We start from the raw sequence: 18,950 nt of genomic DNA on the forward strand, positions 1-18,950 counted from the left end.
CATTTTTTGTATCGGAAGAATATCTTCAAATCATTTTTTTGATAGAAGTAAAATACTGGATAGTAATAGTTCCTATTTTATTTAATCATTTTAATTTCACTTTATTAATGTGCTCCATGTATTGTGTGTCGCCATACCCTAATGTCGGGAATAGAGTGAATAATTGCTTCACTAGTTCCGGTGTCGGTACGTGCTGATTATTTCTAATATATTTTATGACCTCATTATTTTCCATTTGCATTTCTAAAAACCAATGAATAGCTTGATACAATACTGGTAACACCTCGACGGATGTTTTTTTATGATGTACTAAAACATCCTCATAGATCATTGTATAATTTCCTAATTCGAGTTCCATTTGATTCACCTTAAATTCATCATCACGGAATTGATTGAAAAATACGCGCCCTTTATAGCCTTTTTGCTCCAAGTAGGCAAGCAATGTAAGAAGATTCATCTGGCAAAATACATCCTCACCAAACCATAAAACAATATATTTATACTCGTTTTCAAGCAACGGTTTTACTGAATGGATCACTGTTTTCTGGTATTCTTCAACAGAACTTTGATGGCAAGCTGCCCTCATGCGAATAAATTCTTCATCAAATATTTGTCTTGTCGTCACATGAACACACATTGCTTCATTAAAAGGCACACAATCTGAGTCACCCATCAGCTTTTTTTCTTTAAATTCTTCATACATCATTTGGCCGTTTAAAATATTTAACACGTTTCTATCAAATAATTCACGATTTAAATTTTTTAATTTTTTTAATTCTCGCTCTCGATTCAAAACCATTTTATCTCCATCCCCACTTTGATAAATTGAAAGCCTCTCAAATGATTGAACAGGTAAACGCTTAATTTGGAATTCTCGTGGCGTTATCCCAAATACAGTTTTAAAGGCCCTACTATACGCTTCTTGTGAGGAATAACCGTAATCAAACGCAATATCAATAACTTTGCGATTATTTCTTAAATCAGCTGTTGATAAATACAATCTTCTAAGAAGGACATAGCGTCTCATACTTATTCCTGTTGCTTGGTGAAATCGAAAGGAGCAATAATAAGGAGAATACCCTAAATCATTTGCCAATTTATCTAATGAAAATTCGCCTGTTAAATTCTCCTCAATCCAGTCAACCATCTGCTGTACATAGTTATTCATTTGCCTCACCTCTCAATCAAATTATAGAGAACCTTTGCTTCCGTGTTTTGATAATTGTTGTGGTGAAAAGTATTTTTTATCATCAAAAAAACTGTACAGGCAATTGATTTCACCCGTACAGATTTAAAAGTAGAACCGTTTTTACGTCGAGGCAGCCGAAGAAGATGCTGCTTGGTCTGCTTTTACACAATCAATGGCTACAACAATTGCAATAATTATTGTTTCCATCTCATCATTTAATATGTCCACTTTATAGCTATCGCCCCAAGTGAACCATTCCTTGCTTACCTTTCCGATCACATTACCATGCTGCAGCACTTCGAAATTCATGTCCCACCAGTTCCCATTTATTTCAATTCCTACTGCGTCAATCGTATAACGTGCTTTAAAAAATGAAAGTTCCTTTTGGATTGTCAGTATTTCTCGGCCATTTACCTCCACAAAAAACTTCGGTAATAAGCTAAATATTTTTTTCGTAATGAGTCCGACTTCATCTCTAGTAGTATTTAAAATTGAAAACGTCTTTGGAATTTGCATAAAGCTGCCTTCTACATAATATCGATCATTTTCCTGCTGATCCTTTACCGTAAACTTACCACCAAGGCTGAATACCTTTTGTTTTATATAAAGTTGCTTCATAAAATACACCTCCTTCAATTTAAAGAAATCGCCGTTATTGATTTACTATTTATATATTTACAAATGTACACACATAAATATTCAGATTATTCTAATTTCCATTCATCTCAATACATATAGAGTAGAGTCTTTTACTGAAGGAATTTAAAAGATTACCTTCACAAAACGATTAATGAGATGATCGATTTCTTCTTGCTTTGGAATGAGTGCCATCCAGTCGTTTGGAATATTCAGCTCCTCATAATAAATACCCGCTAGACCACCTGTAATCGCAGCAATCGTGTCCGTATCATTCCCTAAATGCACTGCTTGGAAAATGGCATCATAGTAGCTTTTACTATTTAACAAACTCCAATAAACCGCCTCAAGTGTATGAATGACATATCCATTACTTTGAATATCCTCTCGTGATAACGTAGTAATATTTAATATGCGTTCAAAATGGACCTTTTCCTCTGGATAATCATTCAATTTACTAAGTAATTGTTCATTTGCACGTGCTAAGCTAGCCTCCAATGATAAATCATCCATTAACGCATGCACCATATATGTATAATGAAAGCAACAAAGTGTCGAGCGAATATGTCCATGCGTTAACGTCGCATAATCATTCACATAACGGTCCTCTATTGCACGACCATAGCTATAAAAGGCAACTGGGAGAATTCGCATAAGGGCACCATTGCCATTGCTTTGTTCATCCGCTTTTGCTGCTTCAAAAGGACCCTTTGTTTCCCAACGATTAATGACTTCTGCAATGGTCATCCCAACATCAAATGCGGGCTCATCATTGTATGACCAATGCCCACGATAAACCCAATTACAAAAGGCGCGCTTTAAATCAGCAATGGATGTATCTTCAATTAGATGTTGCATCGTAATAAGCGTCATCGCACTGTCATCCGACCATGTTCCAGCCGGTACATCCCAGCAACCATAGCCAATCATGTCATGAATTTCAAAAGAATCTCGTTCCATAAATTCCATCGGCACACCATACGCATCACCGATAATAAATCCCCATAATGCTCGTTTTCGTTTATTCATATGTACGCACCCCAGTCATTGCTCAAAATATTGTTTTGATTATTCTATTTATTTTTATTATGTACATTTTACCAAAGTCAGTCTTTCAATACGATGCTTTTGTCAATGGTCAGTTGAAAATGTAATAATGGGAATACCTTTAATGTTAATGAAAATAAGGGAGATTCCGTATGCATAAAAATAACAACAACTCAGAAGTCATCTATCTTAAGGAGTCATATGAATCCTTAAGGCATCCCTTTTATAATAAGCAATTGGTTTTTACAGGGGCCCTCTCTACAATGACTCGTTCAGAAGCTGCGAAAAGGGTGCGCCTTTGTGGAGGATTTTTACAAGGTGCTGTTACAACAGAAACAGATTTCGTTATTATAGGAAATAAACGTCGTGGTATTAGCGCTAAACAACAAAAAGCGGAGAAACTAATTCACCTAGGCTTTGACCTTCAATTTCTTGTTGAGGATGATTTTCTTTGGTTACTTTCAATGGAAAAAGGATAGTAGATAGACGAGCCATGCAATTTTGTAAATTAAAAAAGCCGATTCACAATTTCCTGAATCGGCCAAGCATAGTTATTTTATTTATAAAGACGTTCTAAGTCTTGGTAGTCCTTAATATACGGGCCATCGCTTGCAACAAATGAATGGTACAATGCCTTTATTGCAAAATTTTTCTCTAATCCCATTTCGGCTTTTAGTTTTTTTAACTCATCATGTAACTCACGGTGTTCATTAATTAGCTTTAACATAATTGTTTTATTATATTTCATCAATTTCGTCCTTTTAGTTTATGACTTGAATTATCACTACTTTTAAATAGTTAAATTCCGGGAAGTTATGTGGTACTACAAAATCCTCTGGTAACTGATGTTGTTCTACGATTTTGTATTGTGTATTTGCGTCTTTAAATGCTTGTTCAATAAATGTTTTAAACTTTTTCATGTCAAAGCTTGCATTATTCGTTGAAGCGATAATGATACCATGATCATTCGTAATCGCAAGTGCATCTGTTAATAACTTCGGATAATCCTTTGCTGTACTAAATGTCATTTTCTTTGTACGTGCAAAACTCGGTGGATCTAGCACAACGACATCAAACTTCAAATCATGACGCTTTGCATAACTAAAGTAATCGAATACATTCATGACTTTAATATCTTGTGATTCATAGTCAATCTCATTCACTGAAAATTGTTCAATAGTTTTTGACAAGCTACGCTTCGCTAAATCAACACTTGTCGTACCCGATGCGCCACCAAGCGCTGCTGCTACTGAAAATGCACCTGTGTAAGAGAAAGTGTTTAACACGGTTTTGTCCATTGCGTACTGATCGCGTAGTGCTTTACGAACATTACGTTGATCAAGGAAAATACCCGTCATCGCTCCATCGTTTAAATCAACCGCAAAGTTCATGCCGTTTTCTAGAACGATTAACGGGAAGTCCCCTTTTTCACCTGACACATAATCATCTTGATCTACATATTGACCGTTTGTATTGAAGCGTAATTTTTCATAAATACCGCGCGTGTTTAGTGCACTATTTAATGCCTCATACACAACATCACGGAAAGCATAAATTCCTTCACTATACCAACTCGCCATATAGAAGCCATTGAAGAAATCTATTGTTAAACCACCAACACCATCACCTTCTCCGTTAAATACACGGAAAGCAGTCGTGTCTTCTGATGCAAAAAAGTCTGCACGCTTTTCAGCAGCTTCACGAATCTTTTTCGTAAAGAAGCGCACATCAATCACTTCTTTTTGTTTGCGTGATAGCACCCAGCCAATGCCTTTATTTTGCTCACCATAATAGCCTGTCGCAATATAACCGCCTTGTGCGTCGAGTAATTGCACTATAGTTCCTTCTGCAATAGCCACCTCTGGCATGTCGATCGCTTCTTTTAAAATAAGCGGATAACCATTCGTCATCTGCTTAATAAATTTTGGTTTTACATATAATTCACGTATCTGTTCCATCGAGTCATCCTCACTGTTTCATAATCTATCTATTATGGCATGTTTTACAGGGAAAAGCGAAATTGATTCAACTGAACGTACTTATAATTACTGACATGGGGTAGGTAAAATAGCTGTCTGTTTTGTTCCACAAAAATAGTGTAAACCAAAGCTAACGGGCGGCTTTGATTTACACTTTTAATTAGTTTTTTTAATATAAACTTGTCTTTTTTATTACCAGCCGCGGTCCTGCATTCGTTCATGTTGCGCTAAACCGCGAATGTCAATTCCTTTCATCGGGGATCCAATTCCTCTTGAAACACTATTAATCAGCTCATAATCTTGATAATTTGTTGTCGCTTGAACGATTGCAGTAGCAAACTTTTCTGGGTTTTCTGCCTTAAAAATACCCGAACCAACAAATACACCATCTGCTCCTAACTCCATCATCAATGCTGCATCTGCAGGTGTTGATACGCCACCAGCTGCAAAGTTAGAAACCGGTAGACGACCTGCTTGTTTAATTGCAAGTAATACTTCATACGGTGCTCCTAAATTTTTTGCCTCTGTCATGAGTTCATCATCATTCATCGCAACAACGGCACGTACTTGTGCATTTACTTTTCGCATATGGCGTACTGCTTCGACGATATTTCCTGTACCTGGCTCACCTTTTGTTCTTAGCATGGCTGCACCTTCACCAATTCGGCGCGCAGCCTCTCCTAAATCACGACAGCCACAAACAAATGGTACGTTATATTTATTTTTTAATAAATGGTACTCCTCATCAGCAGGTGTTAACACTTCACTTTCATCTATGAAATCTATCCCCATTGCCTCCAACATACGTGCTTCAATGATATGACCGATACGAGCTTTTGCCATGACCGGAATAGAAACCGCGCTCATCACTTCTTCCATAATTCGTGGATCTGCCATACGAGCTACCCCACCAGCCGCACGAATATCAGAAGGCACACGTTCCAATGCCATAACAGCGACTGCCCCTGCTGCTTCAGCAATTTTTGCTTGCTCTGCGTTCATTACATCCATAATGACCCCACCATTTTGTATAAGTGACATTCCTTTACTTACTACATCTGACCCTAATAAAATATCCATTTCTCAACATCTCCTTGTGGTTAGTATAGCTTCAGTATATCTTTATTTAACCCTTTTAAAATAGCCAATTAACACAGAAATAGAAGGGTCAGATTTTTCAGTCATATTCACATGACCTTTGTTGAGAAGTTAAGCCCCCGGCAGATATCTTACTCAATACGGGTACACAATGAGTATTCATATAATATGAGATGCATTAAAAAAGGCCCGAAAACCTTAAATCAAAATTAGTTTTCGAGCAGCATTTATATGAATTAGAAATTTTATTTATTAGTTATTGCTTCAAAATCTTGCTTTAGCAAAGAATACATATACAGATCATCAAACTTCCCGCAAGTATATTCATAACTTCTTAACAAACCTTCTCTTACAAATCCATGCCTTTCCACTAATTTTTGAGATGCGATATTGGCAGGCTCGATTAGCGCTTGTATTCTTTGTAGCTTTAATTGTTTAAACCCGTATGTAATGATTGGTTTAAGTGTTTCACTTGCAATGCCCCGTCCCCAAAAAGATTGATTTAGTTCAAAACCAATATCGGCTCTCGCATGTTGCGCATCCACGTTTAAAAAGCCACAGCTTCCTACCAATTCCTGCTGATCCTTTACTGTTATTCCCCAACGAACTCCTGTTTTATTACTAAATATAGATTGGTACCATGATATTTCATCTAACGCATCGTTCACAGATTGAAATGGTTCTAATCCATAGTATTTCATCACTTCTTTATCCGATAAATAATTTAAAATACTTGACGCGTCTTCTATTGTTATTTCTCTTAAAACTAACCGCTCTGTTTCAAGCAATGGAAACTCTTGTTCCATTCGTATCACACCTTTAAAGTAATGTTTTACAATAAATAATTTAATTAACGATTAATGAATCATCAGTTGAATCAATTGCTGATAATAGGCATGCTTTTGAAGCAATTCACTATGTGTGCCAGCACCGGTCACTCGTCCGTCTTCAAACACTAAAATTTGATCGGCATGTATAATCGTAGACAATCGGTGGGCAATAATTACGGTTGTACGCCCTTGCATCACTTGTTCTAGTGCCTTTTGTACTTCTCGTTCTGCATCATTATCTAAATTAGATGTTGCTTCATCTAATAGTAAAATGGCCGGATCCCTTAACAACGCGCGGGCAATGGCAATACGCTGACGCTGCCCACCAGATAACTTAATGCCACCTTCACCAACCTCTGTTGCCAATCCATTTTCCAACTGTTTCACAAATTCCCATGCATTTGCGTTTTTTAGCGCCGACTCAATCTCTCCCTCTGAAACTTGCCCACTGCCATACGTTACATTGTCACGAATCGTCCCATTCATCAAAGGAGATTCCTGTGTTACATATCCAAACAAACCGCGCCATTTTGCCAAATCCATTTGATCAATTGATTGTTGCCCAAAACGAATTTCTCCACTTGTCGTATCGTAAAAGCGCTCTATTAATGAAAACATTGTCGTTTTCCCACCACCACTCGCACTTACAAAAGCGGTTGTTTTGCCCATTGGGATTTCAAACGATACTTCCTCAAGAAGCGGTTTATCATTGTAACCGAAAGCAACTCGGTCAAACACAATTGATGCACTGTTTTTTGTTATGACCGCATTACCACCTGCTTCAATCGGTTGCTGTAAAATTTCCTGCACGCGCTCGGTTGCGCCCATTGCCTTTTGTAAGGCTGTAAAAAATGTCGCCATTTGTGTAAACGGAATAATAATCTGCACGAGGTATATCATGATTGCGACAAGTTCTCCAGCTGAAATGGCACCTGTCGCTACTTTTGCACCACCATAACCAAATAACAATATCAACACAATCATCATTATCAGCGTCATTATTGGTGATAACACTGCCAAAATACGCGCTTCCTTCAGACCAAATAAATATAATTTTTGTATCTTTTGTTCTCCATTTTGTTGCTCAAAGCTTTCTGTTTGCGCCGTTTTAACAAGACGAATATTCGTCAGTACACGCCCTAAATGTCCGCTAAACTTTGCCAGCTCATCTTGATTTACCTTTGCAATTTTATGCATGCGTTGACCGAGTGGCAGTGAGACGCCAATTGCTAATGGCACTGCCACCAACATTAGTAACGTCATCTTCCAATCAATCCATATTAAAATGACAACCGCACCGACAATCGCAAATAAGCCTGATACAAAGCTGATAAAATGATCTGTAATGAGTGCTTTAATTACATTCGTATCCTGTGTAATACGGCTCATTGTCTCCCCAGATTCATGCTCATCAAAATAAGGCACCTTTAAACGTAGCACATGCCCCCACACTGTACTACGTAAATTAGCTACAATGCGCTCTCCTAACTTACGCATCATATAAAATGTAACGCCACCCAGTACCGCTTGAAAAATAAGAAATAATCCAACCAGCAAGATGGCTTGCAGTGAAAAACCTATCGTTGAAAAATCATTAATCATACGCATTGTAATAAGCGGGACACCTAGCCCAATTAATGTTTCAAAAATACTTAGTAGCAACGTCCCTATCATAAGTCTTTTCGAAAGCTTACTATTTTGCACAAGCCGCCAAATTCCCTTAAAAGAGCTATTCATCATCGTAACCTCCATATAATCCTAAACGCATTGCTTGCTCTAGGAACCATGCCTCTTCATCTTGGGTAAATGGTGATGGAAATAACCACTCATCCATCTCTAGCAGCTCATATTCCATTAGTGCTTCTGCTATTTCCTTAGCGAGTTCTTGCGGGATGAGCATGACATACTGTTCAATTAAAGACTGTAAATACTTATCTGGAATTGGTTCCACGAAAGCTTTCTTAAGTTGATGTGTAAGCAAAATATATTGATGGTTCATCTCAATTAAATTCATTCCAAAATAATTATAAAGTTTATTAACAAGCGCTTTCGGCAAATACTGATTCAAATATTCCTTCTGTTCATCTTCCTTCAGCAAATTATGAATGACCGACAAAAATAACGTGGGTTCAATCGTCTCACTGCGCTCTCCAATTGCAATGGCCTGATCTAAATTAACAATGACATTATCAAGTTGCTTTCTTTTTTTCTCTAACTGGTTGCGCTGAAACTTCAACGATTCAATTAACCCTATTTCTCCTTTTGAAAATAACACCTCTATATCTTCAAGTGAGTAATCCAAATATTTTAATGTCATTATTTTTTGCACCTTTACAATACTTTCGTCATTATAATAACGATGCCCTGCTTCTGATATGTAGCATGGTTCAAGCAACCCTTTATCTGAGTAAAATCGTAAAGCTCGAACTGTTAATCCTGTTTTCTTCGCAAATTGCCCAATCGAAAACATAAAATCCACTCCCTTTGCTCCATTATAAAATCTTACGTTACGTTAGATGCAAGAGAAAAAAGAAATCCCACAGAAAAGACTTGTTAGCCTTCAGTGGGAGATGAATATTTAATCGTCGCAAGATTCTCTTATGTGTATATTCGGAATTGTCCTCATATAACGAACTACACAATTAATATGTAGCATTTGCCTTCCAACCGTTCCAATTCGAAGCTAATTCTTCAATTTCCTCTAGAGTCGATTTATGCCCAAGCGCTAATACATTCTTTAATGCATTATGTAGACCGACATCAATAATTGGTAAGGAAAAAGTATAATGGAGGCATTTCATTATAACTTAATCTGTTGACCATGCTCCAATGCCTCTTAGCGACATTAGTAATTTTTTAACCGCTCCTAATCATTCTTCCGAAGCAATAATTCCTTTGTTAATTCACTTCAATAAGCTAAATTCGTTATTCTCCCTTGTTAAAGTTTTTCTAATATAGTATACTCCTAAATGCAAACTATTAAACTGCCAAACACTTTTAATATTCGTGTTTGACTATATGTCTCGGAGGAAAACGAAATAATGAACAGGAATTTTAAGTTATTTACGAACATTGCTATCTTACTTTTATTGTTAGCGGGATGTTCATCCAATGAAGGAAAGTCAACTGAATTAGACAAGCAACAGACAAAGGAACAACCAATTGCAGTTCAAGGAGCAATGGATGTTGAAGTTTCAGAGTTTTTAAAGGCAATGGGCGATTATAAAGAGGAGAAACACGGTAATTTCTCCTTTTATATAGGGGAAATTGAAGGTATTCCGGTTGTAGTATCCCAAACAGAAGTGGGAATGGTTAATGCAGCGGCATCAACAACTTTATTAATTGAAAAATATAATCCTAAAGTAGTAATCAATCAAGGAACAGCTGGAGGACATGATCCAGATATTCACGTATTCGATACAGTAATTGCTACAGAAGTAATTAATATCGGAAGCTTCCGCTCTGATCGTGTGGAAGATGGGCAAGGGATGAAACCAGAAAACTGGATTCATATGGCAACAGAGCTTAAGGATAAAAATGGAGAGACACAAAACTATTCATCATTACCAAGTGATCCTGAGCTTGTTGAAGCCGCGAAAAATGTAGCTGATAAATATAAACATGGGCAAGTTGTAGAGGGAGTTATCGGAAGTGGTGACTGGTGGAATCGAGAAATTGATCGCATCAATTGGTTCCACGAGAACTTTGGAACTAGCGGTGAAGAAATGGAAGCATTTGCTGTTGCTCAAGTTACTCATTTACTAGATGTTCCATTCCTTTCATTACGAACAATTTCTAACTCTGAAGTAACAGATGACAATATTGAAGACTTAGAGAAGGCCGGTCATTACGGTGCAGAATTTACAATCGAAGTTGTAAAGGAAATTGCAAAATAGACCCAAATCAAACAAAACCATAAACAGACATAACACACCTCCTATTCATAGCAGTGTGTTGTGTCCTTTATATAGGAAGTTATCGTTTATCTTCATTCAACGGAAAACCCCACCTCTATAAGTGATGAAATAAATATGCTTGGTATACTAAAAAGAGAGTGCCCCAAAAGCTTGGGCACTCTCTTTAATTTAACGGTTTTTTTCTAATTCTTCATCTTCTCCCCAACATTCAACTTCGCCAATATTAGGTACGTTTTTCTTATAGAAAACTGGATCTTTGCCTTGCTTACGTTGGATTAAGTAATCGTTAATAACTGGTTTGGCCACTTTCCACAGTTGCAGAATAGCAATTAAATTTATGATTGCCATAATACCCATAAATAAATCCGCTAAATCCCATACAACTTGTACCTTTGCAATTGAACCAAACATAACAAAAAGTACGACAAATATACGGAATACTAATAAGCCCATCTTTGACTCTTTAATAAAACTAATATTCGATTCACCATAATAGTAATTACCGATAACCGTACTAAAAGCAAACATAAATACAATTACTGCTAAGAAAATCCCTGCCCAGTCACCTAAATTTCCAACTAAAGAGGCTTGAGTTAAATTGACAGAAGTTGCGTCAGATTGAAGATATGCATCACCTAATAATACAATAGCAGCAGTTGCTGTACAAACTACTAATGTATCAATAAATACACCTAGTGCTTGAATCAAGCCTTGCTTTACTGGGTGAGAAACAGCCGCTGTTGCTGCAGCATTAGGTGCAGAACCTATCCCTGCTTCATTGGAGAATAAACCACGTTTAATCCCATTCATTATTGCTGCCCCTAACATTCCCGCAAAGGCTTCTTCCAATCCAAAAGCAGATTTAATAATTAGAAGAAATACATTCGGAAGTTCAGAAATATTTAAGATTACAACAATAAGCGCAAGTCCAATATACAAAATTGCCATAACTGGAACAACTACTTGAGTAAAACTTACAATTCTCTTTAATCCACCAAAGACAATAATTCCTGTTAAGGCAGCCATTATTAAACCTACAACAACTCGATTAGTACCAAAGCTATCTTCAAAAGCAATGGAAATCGTATTTGCCTGTACTGCATTAAAAATAAAACCGTAAGTAATTGTAATAACTACGGCAAAAAGAATACCCATCCACCGTTTATTTAATCCCTGTTCCATATAATAGGCAGGGCCACCACGGAACAATCCAGTACTTTTGTCTTTCACTTTATAAACTTGTGCTAATGTACTTTCAATTAGTGCAGATGCCGCTCCAATTAGCGCAATCATCCACATCCAAAATATCGCACCAGGACCACCAAGAGCAATTGCCGTCGCAACACCCGCTATATTACCCGTTCCAATACGAGAAGCAGCAGATATTGTAAATGCCTGAAAGGAAGATATACCTTTTTTACCTGACTTATCTTTTGGCGCTGCTTCTGTAATTAGTTTAAACATTTCTGGGATTAATCTAAATTGCATAAACTTTGTTTTAAAGGTAAAAAATACACCCGTTCCCACTAACAATATAATTAATACATATGAATATAACAATGTGTTTACTTCTGCCAATATACTGCCAAACCAATCCATAGATTCACTTCCTTTATTTAAGAGTATCCCCTGTTCACCCCATAGGAATACAAAATTGAAAATAAAAATAGAGTACCTTTTTAAAACTAACCAGTTTCAATACAAGTACCCTCTTTTAAAACATCCACAAAACAAGATATCTCTGATTTTTGCTATTTTCTTCTCTGCATTCACATTATAACTAGATAGTTTTATAACTTAATATGCTAATGAAGACTATCCAACTACCGTTTAAACAAAGCATTAAAAAATTACAACAAAAATTATTATAACACGCTAATTATTATATTAACATATTTATCCGCACTTCGGTTCATCTCACTTAGAGCTTAGCCTTCTTCACCTAATAAAACTAAATTGTATATATTTATGATAAGTTTCTTTTATTTTCTGAAAATTATTATTATAATATAGCATAAAACGTTTATATGTAAACCTTTTAAAAAAAACCTTGTTAGTTTATTTTTTCTTTTACTAGTATCGATTGGATTCGCAACAACAAGTTTTGCGAACGATGGCTATCTATTTAGAGTCAGTTAACCTCACTTACTTGTGATCACGTTCTCCGTGGTTTATCTAAATGTGGTTCATTAATAATCTAAACTGATATCAAAGTTCTTCCCATATTCGGGATATTTTAAAATTATTTATAATGTAGGTCTTGTTAATTGGACTGGCTATTTAACTTTTTTCGTTGATACGTAGATAGCACTACTCCTCCGACAATACATAGTGAGCCTAAGATTTCTGCTCCGGTTATTGGTTTGAATAGCAAGATCAATCCCATTACCATGGCGACAAAAGGCTCTAAATTCGATAATATAGAAGCCTTTGAAGCATCCACATGTCTAATGTTTTGATTCCAAATTAATGTTGCGATACCATGAACAACAACAGCCGTTCCAATTAGAAATAACCAATCTGACATCTTCGTGCTTATTTGTAAAGGCTTGTCTAGTGTAAATACAAAAGGAATCGACACAATTAAACCTACAACATTAGAATATAAAGTAATGGTCAGTGGATCGATTCTATGAGAAAGTAGTCTCGTCATAATAATCATAATGGCGAAAGTTATCATCGTTAGAACAATCCAAAATAGACCTTTATCAATATGCAAAGAAGATATATCCCCTTTTGCAACAACAAAATAAATACCAAAAACCGCTACAATAGACCCCATCAACATACGGATTGTTAATGTTTCTTTTAAAAAGATGGCAGCTAATACACCCGTTAAAATAGGAGTAGTTGCTAAAATTAATGCAGACGTCGTTGGATCAGCAGTTTGTAAACCGACAAAAAAAGACCACTGGTTAATAAAAACACCAATAACCCCTAGTAAGAAAACTATGAGTAAATCCGATTTTTTCAATCGTTTAAAATGTTTTTTGTATACAGCTATGCCAAGTAAAAATAGTACAATAAACAAAAGTCTAAGCATTGTTAATAGTGTTGGAGAAAAGTCTTGAACTAACATCTTCCCAAATACAAAATTGCTTCCCCATACCATTACACAAACAGTTAGCCAAGCATATGCTTTTAACATATTTATCACCCTTCCTACACCAAATGCTAACTGTCCCATTCTATACTTACTAGGATTTTTAGTATACATTTTTATTTGATGTGTTCACTTATTAAGATGTAGGTTGAACCAGGTTTAAAGGGTTAAAACAAAGTAGGTTAATAATCTGGCTTTTTTGATGTCAGTAAAAACTTAATTCAAGGACAAACCAATTTGTAATTATTATTTCACATATATTTAAGGGAACTCCATCTACTTATGGTACGGTTCACCGTAACAACACTAAGTGCGATTCGTTTTAATATAGCCATTATTTTTCTCTAGCATTTAGTGTAACTAGGGAAATGTACCATATCTAGATGGCAAAGCTTCTTACTTATACTCCCGTTAGACGCTTCTCTTTTATTGCCAATCCTTGTTTTAAAATTAAAGCACCTAGCAATTGAATGACTGTCTTCACAACTACTTGGCCTACAATAGCGGCCGGTACAGCTTCCCACGGTATAAATCCTGCTCCAAGTGGGCTTAATCCAACGATGACAAAAATAACAGAATCAAGAAGACCGCCAACAATTCCGCTGTAGAAAACTCTCCAAACCATTGGTAGCTTCAAGCGTGTATAGATTTCCGTATCAGCTGTTTCAGCAATGACAAACGATATTGCAGATGCTGCAACAATCATCAAAGTATCCCCAAGTGAAAACGAAACTACTCCAGATAAGAGTAACGCTAAGAAAATAAAAATATATGTTTTTGCTCGACCATACTTATTTTGCACAAGATCTCGAAAAATGAAGGTTGCTCCAACAAAAAGTGTCCCCATAGGAACGATAAACATTCCAAACTCTAACGGTGCAAATCTTGCTGTTACCACGTTTGCAATTACAATCGACAATAAATAGAATAATACTCTCATAATTTTCCTCCTTTAAATACCACTAGCTCTGTAAAAGCTTAGCAACACTTATATATTCTCATCGTGAAATTTACTTTTAGCGTTTATATAATCCTCAAGCCCTTTTTTTCGTAACTTACAAGCCGGACATTCACCACAACCATTTGCAATTATACCGTTATAGCAAGTTAGTGTTCTTTCTCTCACAAACTCTAATACGCCAAGTTGATCTGCTAACTCCCATGTTTGTGCTTTGTTAATCCACATCAATGGTGTATGAATGACAAAGGTACGGTCCATTGATAAATTTAATGTTACATTCAATGATTTGATAAAAATGTCACGACAATCGGGATAGCCGCTAAAATCGGTTTCACAAACGCCTGTCACTATATGCTTTGCTCCTATTTGACTTGCTAAAACACCAGCAAATGAAAGAAAAAGTAGATTACGCCCAGGAACAAAAGTCGAAGGTAGCCCATCACTATTTTCTTCAATCTTTATTTCTTCACGTGTTAAAGCATTCGAAGTAAGTTGATTCAGCAGGGACATATCAAGAATATGATGATTGATACCTATTTCATTTGCGATTTCTTTAGCACATTCAATTTCAAGACGATGCCTTTGACCATAATCAAAAGTCACGACCTCAACTTGCGCAAAATGTTCAATTGCCCAAAATAAACAAGTAGTACTATCTTGTCCTCCACTAAATACAACAAGTGCTTTATCCTGAATCATATTAAAATCTCCTTAATCAAGAAAAAACAGCACGCTAAGAGAGGTGCTGTTTTCATCTTAGTTTTTTTAAGAGGGTCGCTAATAACCTCTTCCTTGCCAACAAGGATCTATTCAATTCATCTCGCATTAACGGGCAAATACCTTTTATCGATTATCAATCTTTTCTGGATTCAAATCATGATTCATTAAACGGTAATTTGCGATTTCTTCGTATTTTGTTTCTGGTCTTCCATAGTTGCACCATGGATCAATCGAGATACCACCACGTGGCGTGAATTTTCCCCAAACCTCAATATATCTTGGATCTAGTAGCTTGATTAAATCATTCATAATAATATTCACGCAATCTTCGTGGAAATCACCATGGTTTCTAAAGCTAAATAAGTAAAGCTTTAATGATTTACTTTCAACTAACTTTTTCTCTGGAATGTATGAAATATAAATTGTTGCAAAATCCGGTTGTCCTGTAATTGGGCATAAACTCGTAAACTCCGGACAATTAAATTTCACGAAATAATCACGATTCGAATGCAAACTTTCTACTGACTCTAATACCTCAGGTGCATAGTCAGTTGCATATTGTGTATTCTGATTCCCTAATAGTGTTAAATCATTTAATCCTTCAGTAGGCTTGCGGCCAGTCATAAAAAAAACCTCCTTGAAAAGTAATACCGAATCTTTTCAAGGAGAGGCGCTGTCATTTTCTATACAACTTACAGGATTGAATCAAAAAAAGCCATGTCCAATTATGGACATGGCGTATTTGTCATGTATCCATAGTTTTTTATAGAGGGTATCAGCTATGAACCTCTCCTGAGAATTTCCAGGTATTTTATCTAAAAAGACAATACACTACATGGGGATAGATGTCAAATCCCAATATAAATGAATTACTCTCTTACAATAATCGCACCTACTTATGATAAGGTTCAACGTATCATCTATAAGGCAAATTTTTTGAGAGAACTATTAGTCGACCCTGTGACAGAAGTTCGGCTGTGATGGAGTAACTCACACACCCCTGCTGATCTATCGCATCAAATCGATTCATCACGGGACTGTCGATATCCAGCACGCCTACTAAACCATTTCCTTGAAGGATGTGTCGCGTTCTTTTTCTGTTGGTTGACGATCACAATGCCCGATACAACCAAGCCCAGCGCTGCAAGTACCATTAGATGCACAACTTCACCTAACATCAACGCTGACAATACCACACCAAACACCGGCGTCAAGAACAAATACATCGAAACGCTTCCGACCTTGTTGTATTTCATAATATTATTCCAAAGTACAAAGCCTGTGGCAGACAGAAACGCCAAATAGAACAGCATCAGCATCGCATTCCAAGTGAACGCAAACGGAAAAGGCCCTGCAAAAGACGCACCGACAGCTAACAAGGCGCTTCCGCCAAGCAACATCTGCCAGCTCGTCATGTATAGGACATCCAACTCCTTCGCTTCGTTTTTGGAAAGAACATTACCAAACGCGCCGAAAAACAAGCCAAGCAGCAAGCAGATTTCCCCAACACCCATATGAAGGGACATCTCTCCTTTCGTCACGTTAGCCAAAATTACTCCCCCGAAGCCTAGTGCAATACCAATGATCTTTCTCAAATTAACACGGTCGTTTCTATACATAAAATGTGCAATCAATATCTGAAAAAACGAGGTCGTCCCCGCGATAATCGCACCTTGGATACCTGTGATCATACTCATGCCGTAATAAAAAAAGGCATACTGAAGAAAGGTTTGAAAAAGCCCAATTTTGCTGACCTTGAGCAACGTCCCTCGCTGATATCCAACCTTCCTACGTATTAATTTCATGAACAATAGGATGAGCAGCGCGGCAAGGACGAAGCGGTAGCCTGCAAACAAAAGCTGCTCGGACCAATTTTCTTTGCCAATCTCCAGTTCGTCATAGCTAAGTTTAATATATGGAAAAGCGCTCCCCCACAGTAATGACGCTAATGTTGCAGCGAACATAACTCCCAAAGGATGCTTGAAAAATTTCTCTGAAGACATTCCAACAGACACCTCAATGATTACTTATAGTACGATAATATAACTCTTTCACTTCACATAAAAAGATAAACGACCGATCCCCTGTTGAATTTAGGGAAGCGATCGTCTCTGAAATATAAGGACACATTTCTGGGAACATTTCACTAAGGTGCTTGTACCCCAGCAAAAGGCACTACGGCTCTGCGGTATTTCATAAGACCAACACAAATATCGCGAAGTAGGCATTCTTTATGCTCGCCGTGATCAGGATATCGTATCAAATCGCCACCATTATGCACAAGTACCTTCCCGCCACTTCCATCTATTGTAGGATACTGCCATATATAATCGGCCCAATATTTTGCATGTTCAGCCCCTATGGATGTGAGACCTATAGCATGTTCAGGCAATGAAGTAAATCCTCTTGCATACGTCCCGAGTATCCCTTCCCAGCCATCAAAATCTTCTGGCATATTCTTGAAAAATTCAAATGGATCATTCTCTACTCTTATCTTGAGATTCGTAAAGGGAGCAGGTGGTACCGTTTGGGATGGTTTTAAAATTGGAAGCACGCAAACAGCAACCTCTATATTTAATATGAGTTGTCCGCCATTTTTAACATAATCCATTATTCTATCCGAATATTGTTGCAAATATATTTGATCGCAATGACCAGGGATATAGATGATATCACAGTCCCAAGCTTCATCTGGAATAGGACGAATACCATAGTATTCGATTTGTCCGCTTGTACCTTCAAATGTTTTTGCTAAATACGAGGGTGTATCCACAGAATCTATCCCGGTTGTTTGTAAATAAGCCACTTTAAACGGTTGTATCTGATTTCGATCAATTCCAAGATCGTTATTAAGCCATGGATAAAACCCGTGAAGGAATTTAGTTGTTGTTGGCATAAATCGTTGACCGTTATGACTATGAGGATCAAGTGTTGTGATAAAAACTCTACCCCCGCCTTCTAAATCATTAAAATCAATGACAACGGAATCATGAGTATCTTCTATCGCAAGCAATGTAGTCCCGTTATGATTTCCCTTGTATGCACCATGCCAGTGCCAATGTAAATGCTCAGGCTTCCCATATTCAAAAAAGGAGTGGCTTTCATGATCGGGAACATATAGTTCTATTTTACGCTCTGGTTTCGTCCACCATAACCAATCCTTAGTGTTACAATCAACCCACTCTATATCTACAACGTCTAATAGCTGATCCGCTTTATCAAGTGCAAAGATGAGTAGAAATCCGCCATTTCTAACATAATCATTAAGCTGTTTTTTATGAAGCAGAATGCGGTCACTGTGACTATGACAAGAAATAATGACTGCACCAAATTCATCCAAGTTATAGTTAGACAGGTCCTCCACATATATGAATTGATCCATGTGATGAGCAAAATCCCAATAGCTGATTAGCTGTGCACTTGTTCCTGTTGTAACATAAGCTATTTTTTTCATCTTTGTCTCCTAATAG

General features: G+C 36.9%; 18 protein-coding genes and 1 riboswitch. Of the genes, 2 read left to right on the forward strand and 16 right to left on the reverse strand.

The window, feature by feature from the left end:
* Positions 1-85 precede the first annotated feature (85 nt).
* From CSE16_RS20920 to CSE16_RS20930, 3 genes are all read right to left on the reverse strand, one after another.
* Complete coding sequence (locus CSE16_RS20920; RefSeq protein ID WP_099425646.1) at positions 86-1,168, reverse strand: helix-turn-helix transcriptional regulator; 1,083 nt, start codon at positions 1,166-1,168, stop codon at positions 86-88.
* A gap of 141 nt (positions 1,169-1,309) precedes the next feature.
* Positions 1,310-1,807 (reverse strand): LURP-one-related/scramblase family protein, encoded by a 498-nt coding sequence (locus tag CSE16_RS20925; RefSeq protein ID WP_099425647.1) that lies wholly within the window; start codon positions 1,805-1,807, stop codon positions 1,310-1,312.
* Positions 1,808-1,951: 144 nt separating this feature from the next.
* Positions 1,952-2,854 (reverse strand): ADP-ribosylglycohydrolase family protein, encoded by a 903-nt coding sequence (locus CSE16_RS20930; RefSeq protein WP_099425648.1) that lies wholly within the window; start codon positions 2,852-2,854, stop codon positions 1,952-1,954.
* Between the two features lie 170 nt (positions 2,855-3,024).
* Between CSE16_RS20930 and CSE16_RS20935 the strand changes: the two genes are divergently transcribed.
* A complete protein-coding gene (locus CSE16_RS20935) occupies positions 3,025-3,351 on the forward strand; it encodes a BRCT domain-containing protein (protein ID WP_099425649.1) in 327 nt (108 codons plus the stop codon).
* 77 nt (positions 3,352-3,428) lie between these two features.
* On the opposite strand, the gene CSE16_RS20940 is transcribed toward CSE16_RS20935, so the two are convergent.
* From CSE16_RS20940 to CSE16_RS20965, 6 genes are all read right to left on the reverse strand, one after another.
* Positions 3,429-3,620, reverse strand: coding sequence for a hypothetical protein (locus CSE16_RS20940; RefSeq protein WP_099425650.1), 192 nt, complete (start codon positions 3,618-3,620; stop codon positions 3,429-3,431).
* A gap of 13 nt (positions 3,621-3,633) precedes the next feature.
* Positions 3,634-4,830 carry a class I SAM-dependent rRNA methyltransferase gene (locus CSE16_RS20945; RefSeq protein ID WP_099425651.1) on the reverse strand — a complete coding sequence of 399 codons (1,197 nt, stop codon included), beginning with the start codon at positions 4,828-4,830 and terminating at the stop codon, positions 3,634-3,636.
* A gap of 213 nt (positions 4,831-5,043) precedes the next feature.
* Positions 5,044-5,931, reverse strand: coding sequence for a pyridoxal 5'-phosphate synthase lyase subunit PdxS (gene pdxS, locus CSE16_RS20950; protein ID WP_099425652.1), 888 nt, complete (start codon positions 5,929-5,931; stop codon positions 5,044-5,046).
* Positions 5,932-6,194: 263 nt separating this feature from the next.
* Positions 6,195-6,755, reverse strand: a complete 561-nt coding sequence (locus CSE16_RS20955) for a GNAT family N-acetyltransferase (RefSeq protein WP_099425653.1) — start codon at positions 6,753-6,755, stop codon at positions 6,195-6,197.
* 51 nt (positions 6,756-6,806) lie between these two features.
* Positions 6,807-8,516 carry an ABC transporter ATP-binding protein gene (locus CSE16_RS20960; protein ID WP_099425654.1) on the reverse strand — a complete coding sequence of 570 codons (1,710 nt, stop codon included), beginning with the start codon at positions 8,514-8,516 and terminating at the stop codon, positions 6,807-6,809.
* Positions 8,509-9,249, reverse strand: a complete 741-nt coding sequence (locus tag CSE16_RS20965; protein WP_099425655.1) for a MerR family transcriptional regulator — start codon at positions 9,247-9,249, stop codon at positions 8,509-8,511. The genes CSE16_RS20960 and CSE16_RS20965 overlap by 8 nt, the downstream gene beginning before the upstream one ends.
* 571 nt (positions 9,250-9,820) lie before the next feature.
* On the opposite strand from CSE16_RS20965, the gene CSE16_RS20970 reads away from it, so the two are divergent.
* Positions 9,821-10,675 (forward strand): 5'-methylthioadenosine/S-adenosylhomocysteine nucleosidase, encoded by an 855-nt coding sequence (locus tag CSE16_RS20970; protein ID WP_099425656.1) that lies wholly within the window; start codon positions 9,821-9,823, stop codon positions 10,673-10,675.
* A gap of 189 nt (positions 10,676-10,864) precedes the next feature.
* On the opposite strand, the gene CSE16_RS20975 is transcribed toward CSE16_RS20970, so the two are convergent.
* The 7 genes from CSE16_RS20975 to CSE16_RS21005 all read right to left on the reverse strand — a co-directional run bounded on the left by CSE16_RS20975 (position 10,865) and on the right by CSE16_RS21005 (position 18,934).
* Complete coding sequence (locus CSE16_RS20975) at positions 10,865-12,295, reverse strand: alanine/glycine:cation symporter family protein (RefSeq protein ID WP_099425657.1); 1,431 nt, start codon at positions 12,293-12,295, stop codon at positions 10,865-10,867.
* 664 nt (positions 12,296-12,959) lie between these two features.
* Positions 12,960-13,844: a DMT family transporter gene (locus tag CSE16_RS20980; protein WP_099425658.1), complete on the reverse strand. Its 885-nt coding sequence runs from the start codon at positions 13,842-13,844 to the stop codon at positions 12,960-12,962.
* Between the two features lie 355 nt (positions 13,845-14,199).
* Positions 14,200-14,739, reverse strand: a complete 540-nt coding sequence (locus CSE16_RS20985) for a VUT family protein (RefSeq protein WP_099425659.1) — start codon at positions 14,737-14,739, stop codon at positions 14,200-14,202.
* A gap of 48 nt (positions 14,740-14,787) precedes the next feature.
* Complete coding sequence (gene queC, locus CSE16_RS20990; RefSeq protein WP_099425660.1) at positions 14,788-15,459, reverse strand: 7-cyano-7-deazaguanine synthase QueC; 672 nt, start codon at positions 15,457-15,459, stop codon at positions 14,788-14,790.
* Positions 15,460-15,603: 144 nt separating this feature from the next.
* Complete coding sequence (gene queF, locus CSE16_RS20995; protein WP_099425661.1) at positions 15,604-16,104, reverse strand: preQ(1) synthase; 501 nt, start codon at positions 16,102-16,104, stop codon at positions 15,604-15,606.
* A 125-nt stretch (positions 16,105-16,229) separates the two neighbouring features.
* Positions 16,230-16,276: riboswitch (PreQ1 riboswitch) on the reverse strand.
* Between the two features lie 220 nt (positions 16,277-16,496).
* On the reverse strand, positions 16,497-17,483 hold the full coding sequence (locus CSE16_RS21000; RefSeq protein ID WP_099425662.1) for a DMT family transporter: 987 nt from the start codon (positions 17,481-17,483) through the stop codon (positions 16,497-16,499).
* A 143-nt stretch (positions 17,484-17,626) separates the two neighbouring features.
* The gene (locus CSE16_RS21005) at positions 17,627-18,934 is read right to left on the reverse strand and encodes a hypothetical protein (RefSeq protein WP_099425663.1); all 1,308 of its coding nucleotides are present in this window, start codon (positions 18,932-18,934) and stop codon (positions 17,627-17,629) included.
* Positions 18,935-18,950: the final 16 nt, after the last annotated feature.

The organism is Solibacillus sp. R5-41, from assembly GCF_002736105.1.
Taxonomy (GTDB): domain Bacteria; phylum Bacillota; class Bacilli; order Bacillales_A; family Planococcaceae; genus Solibacillus.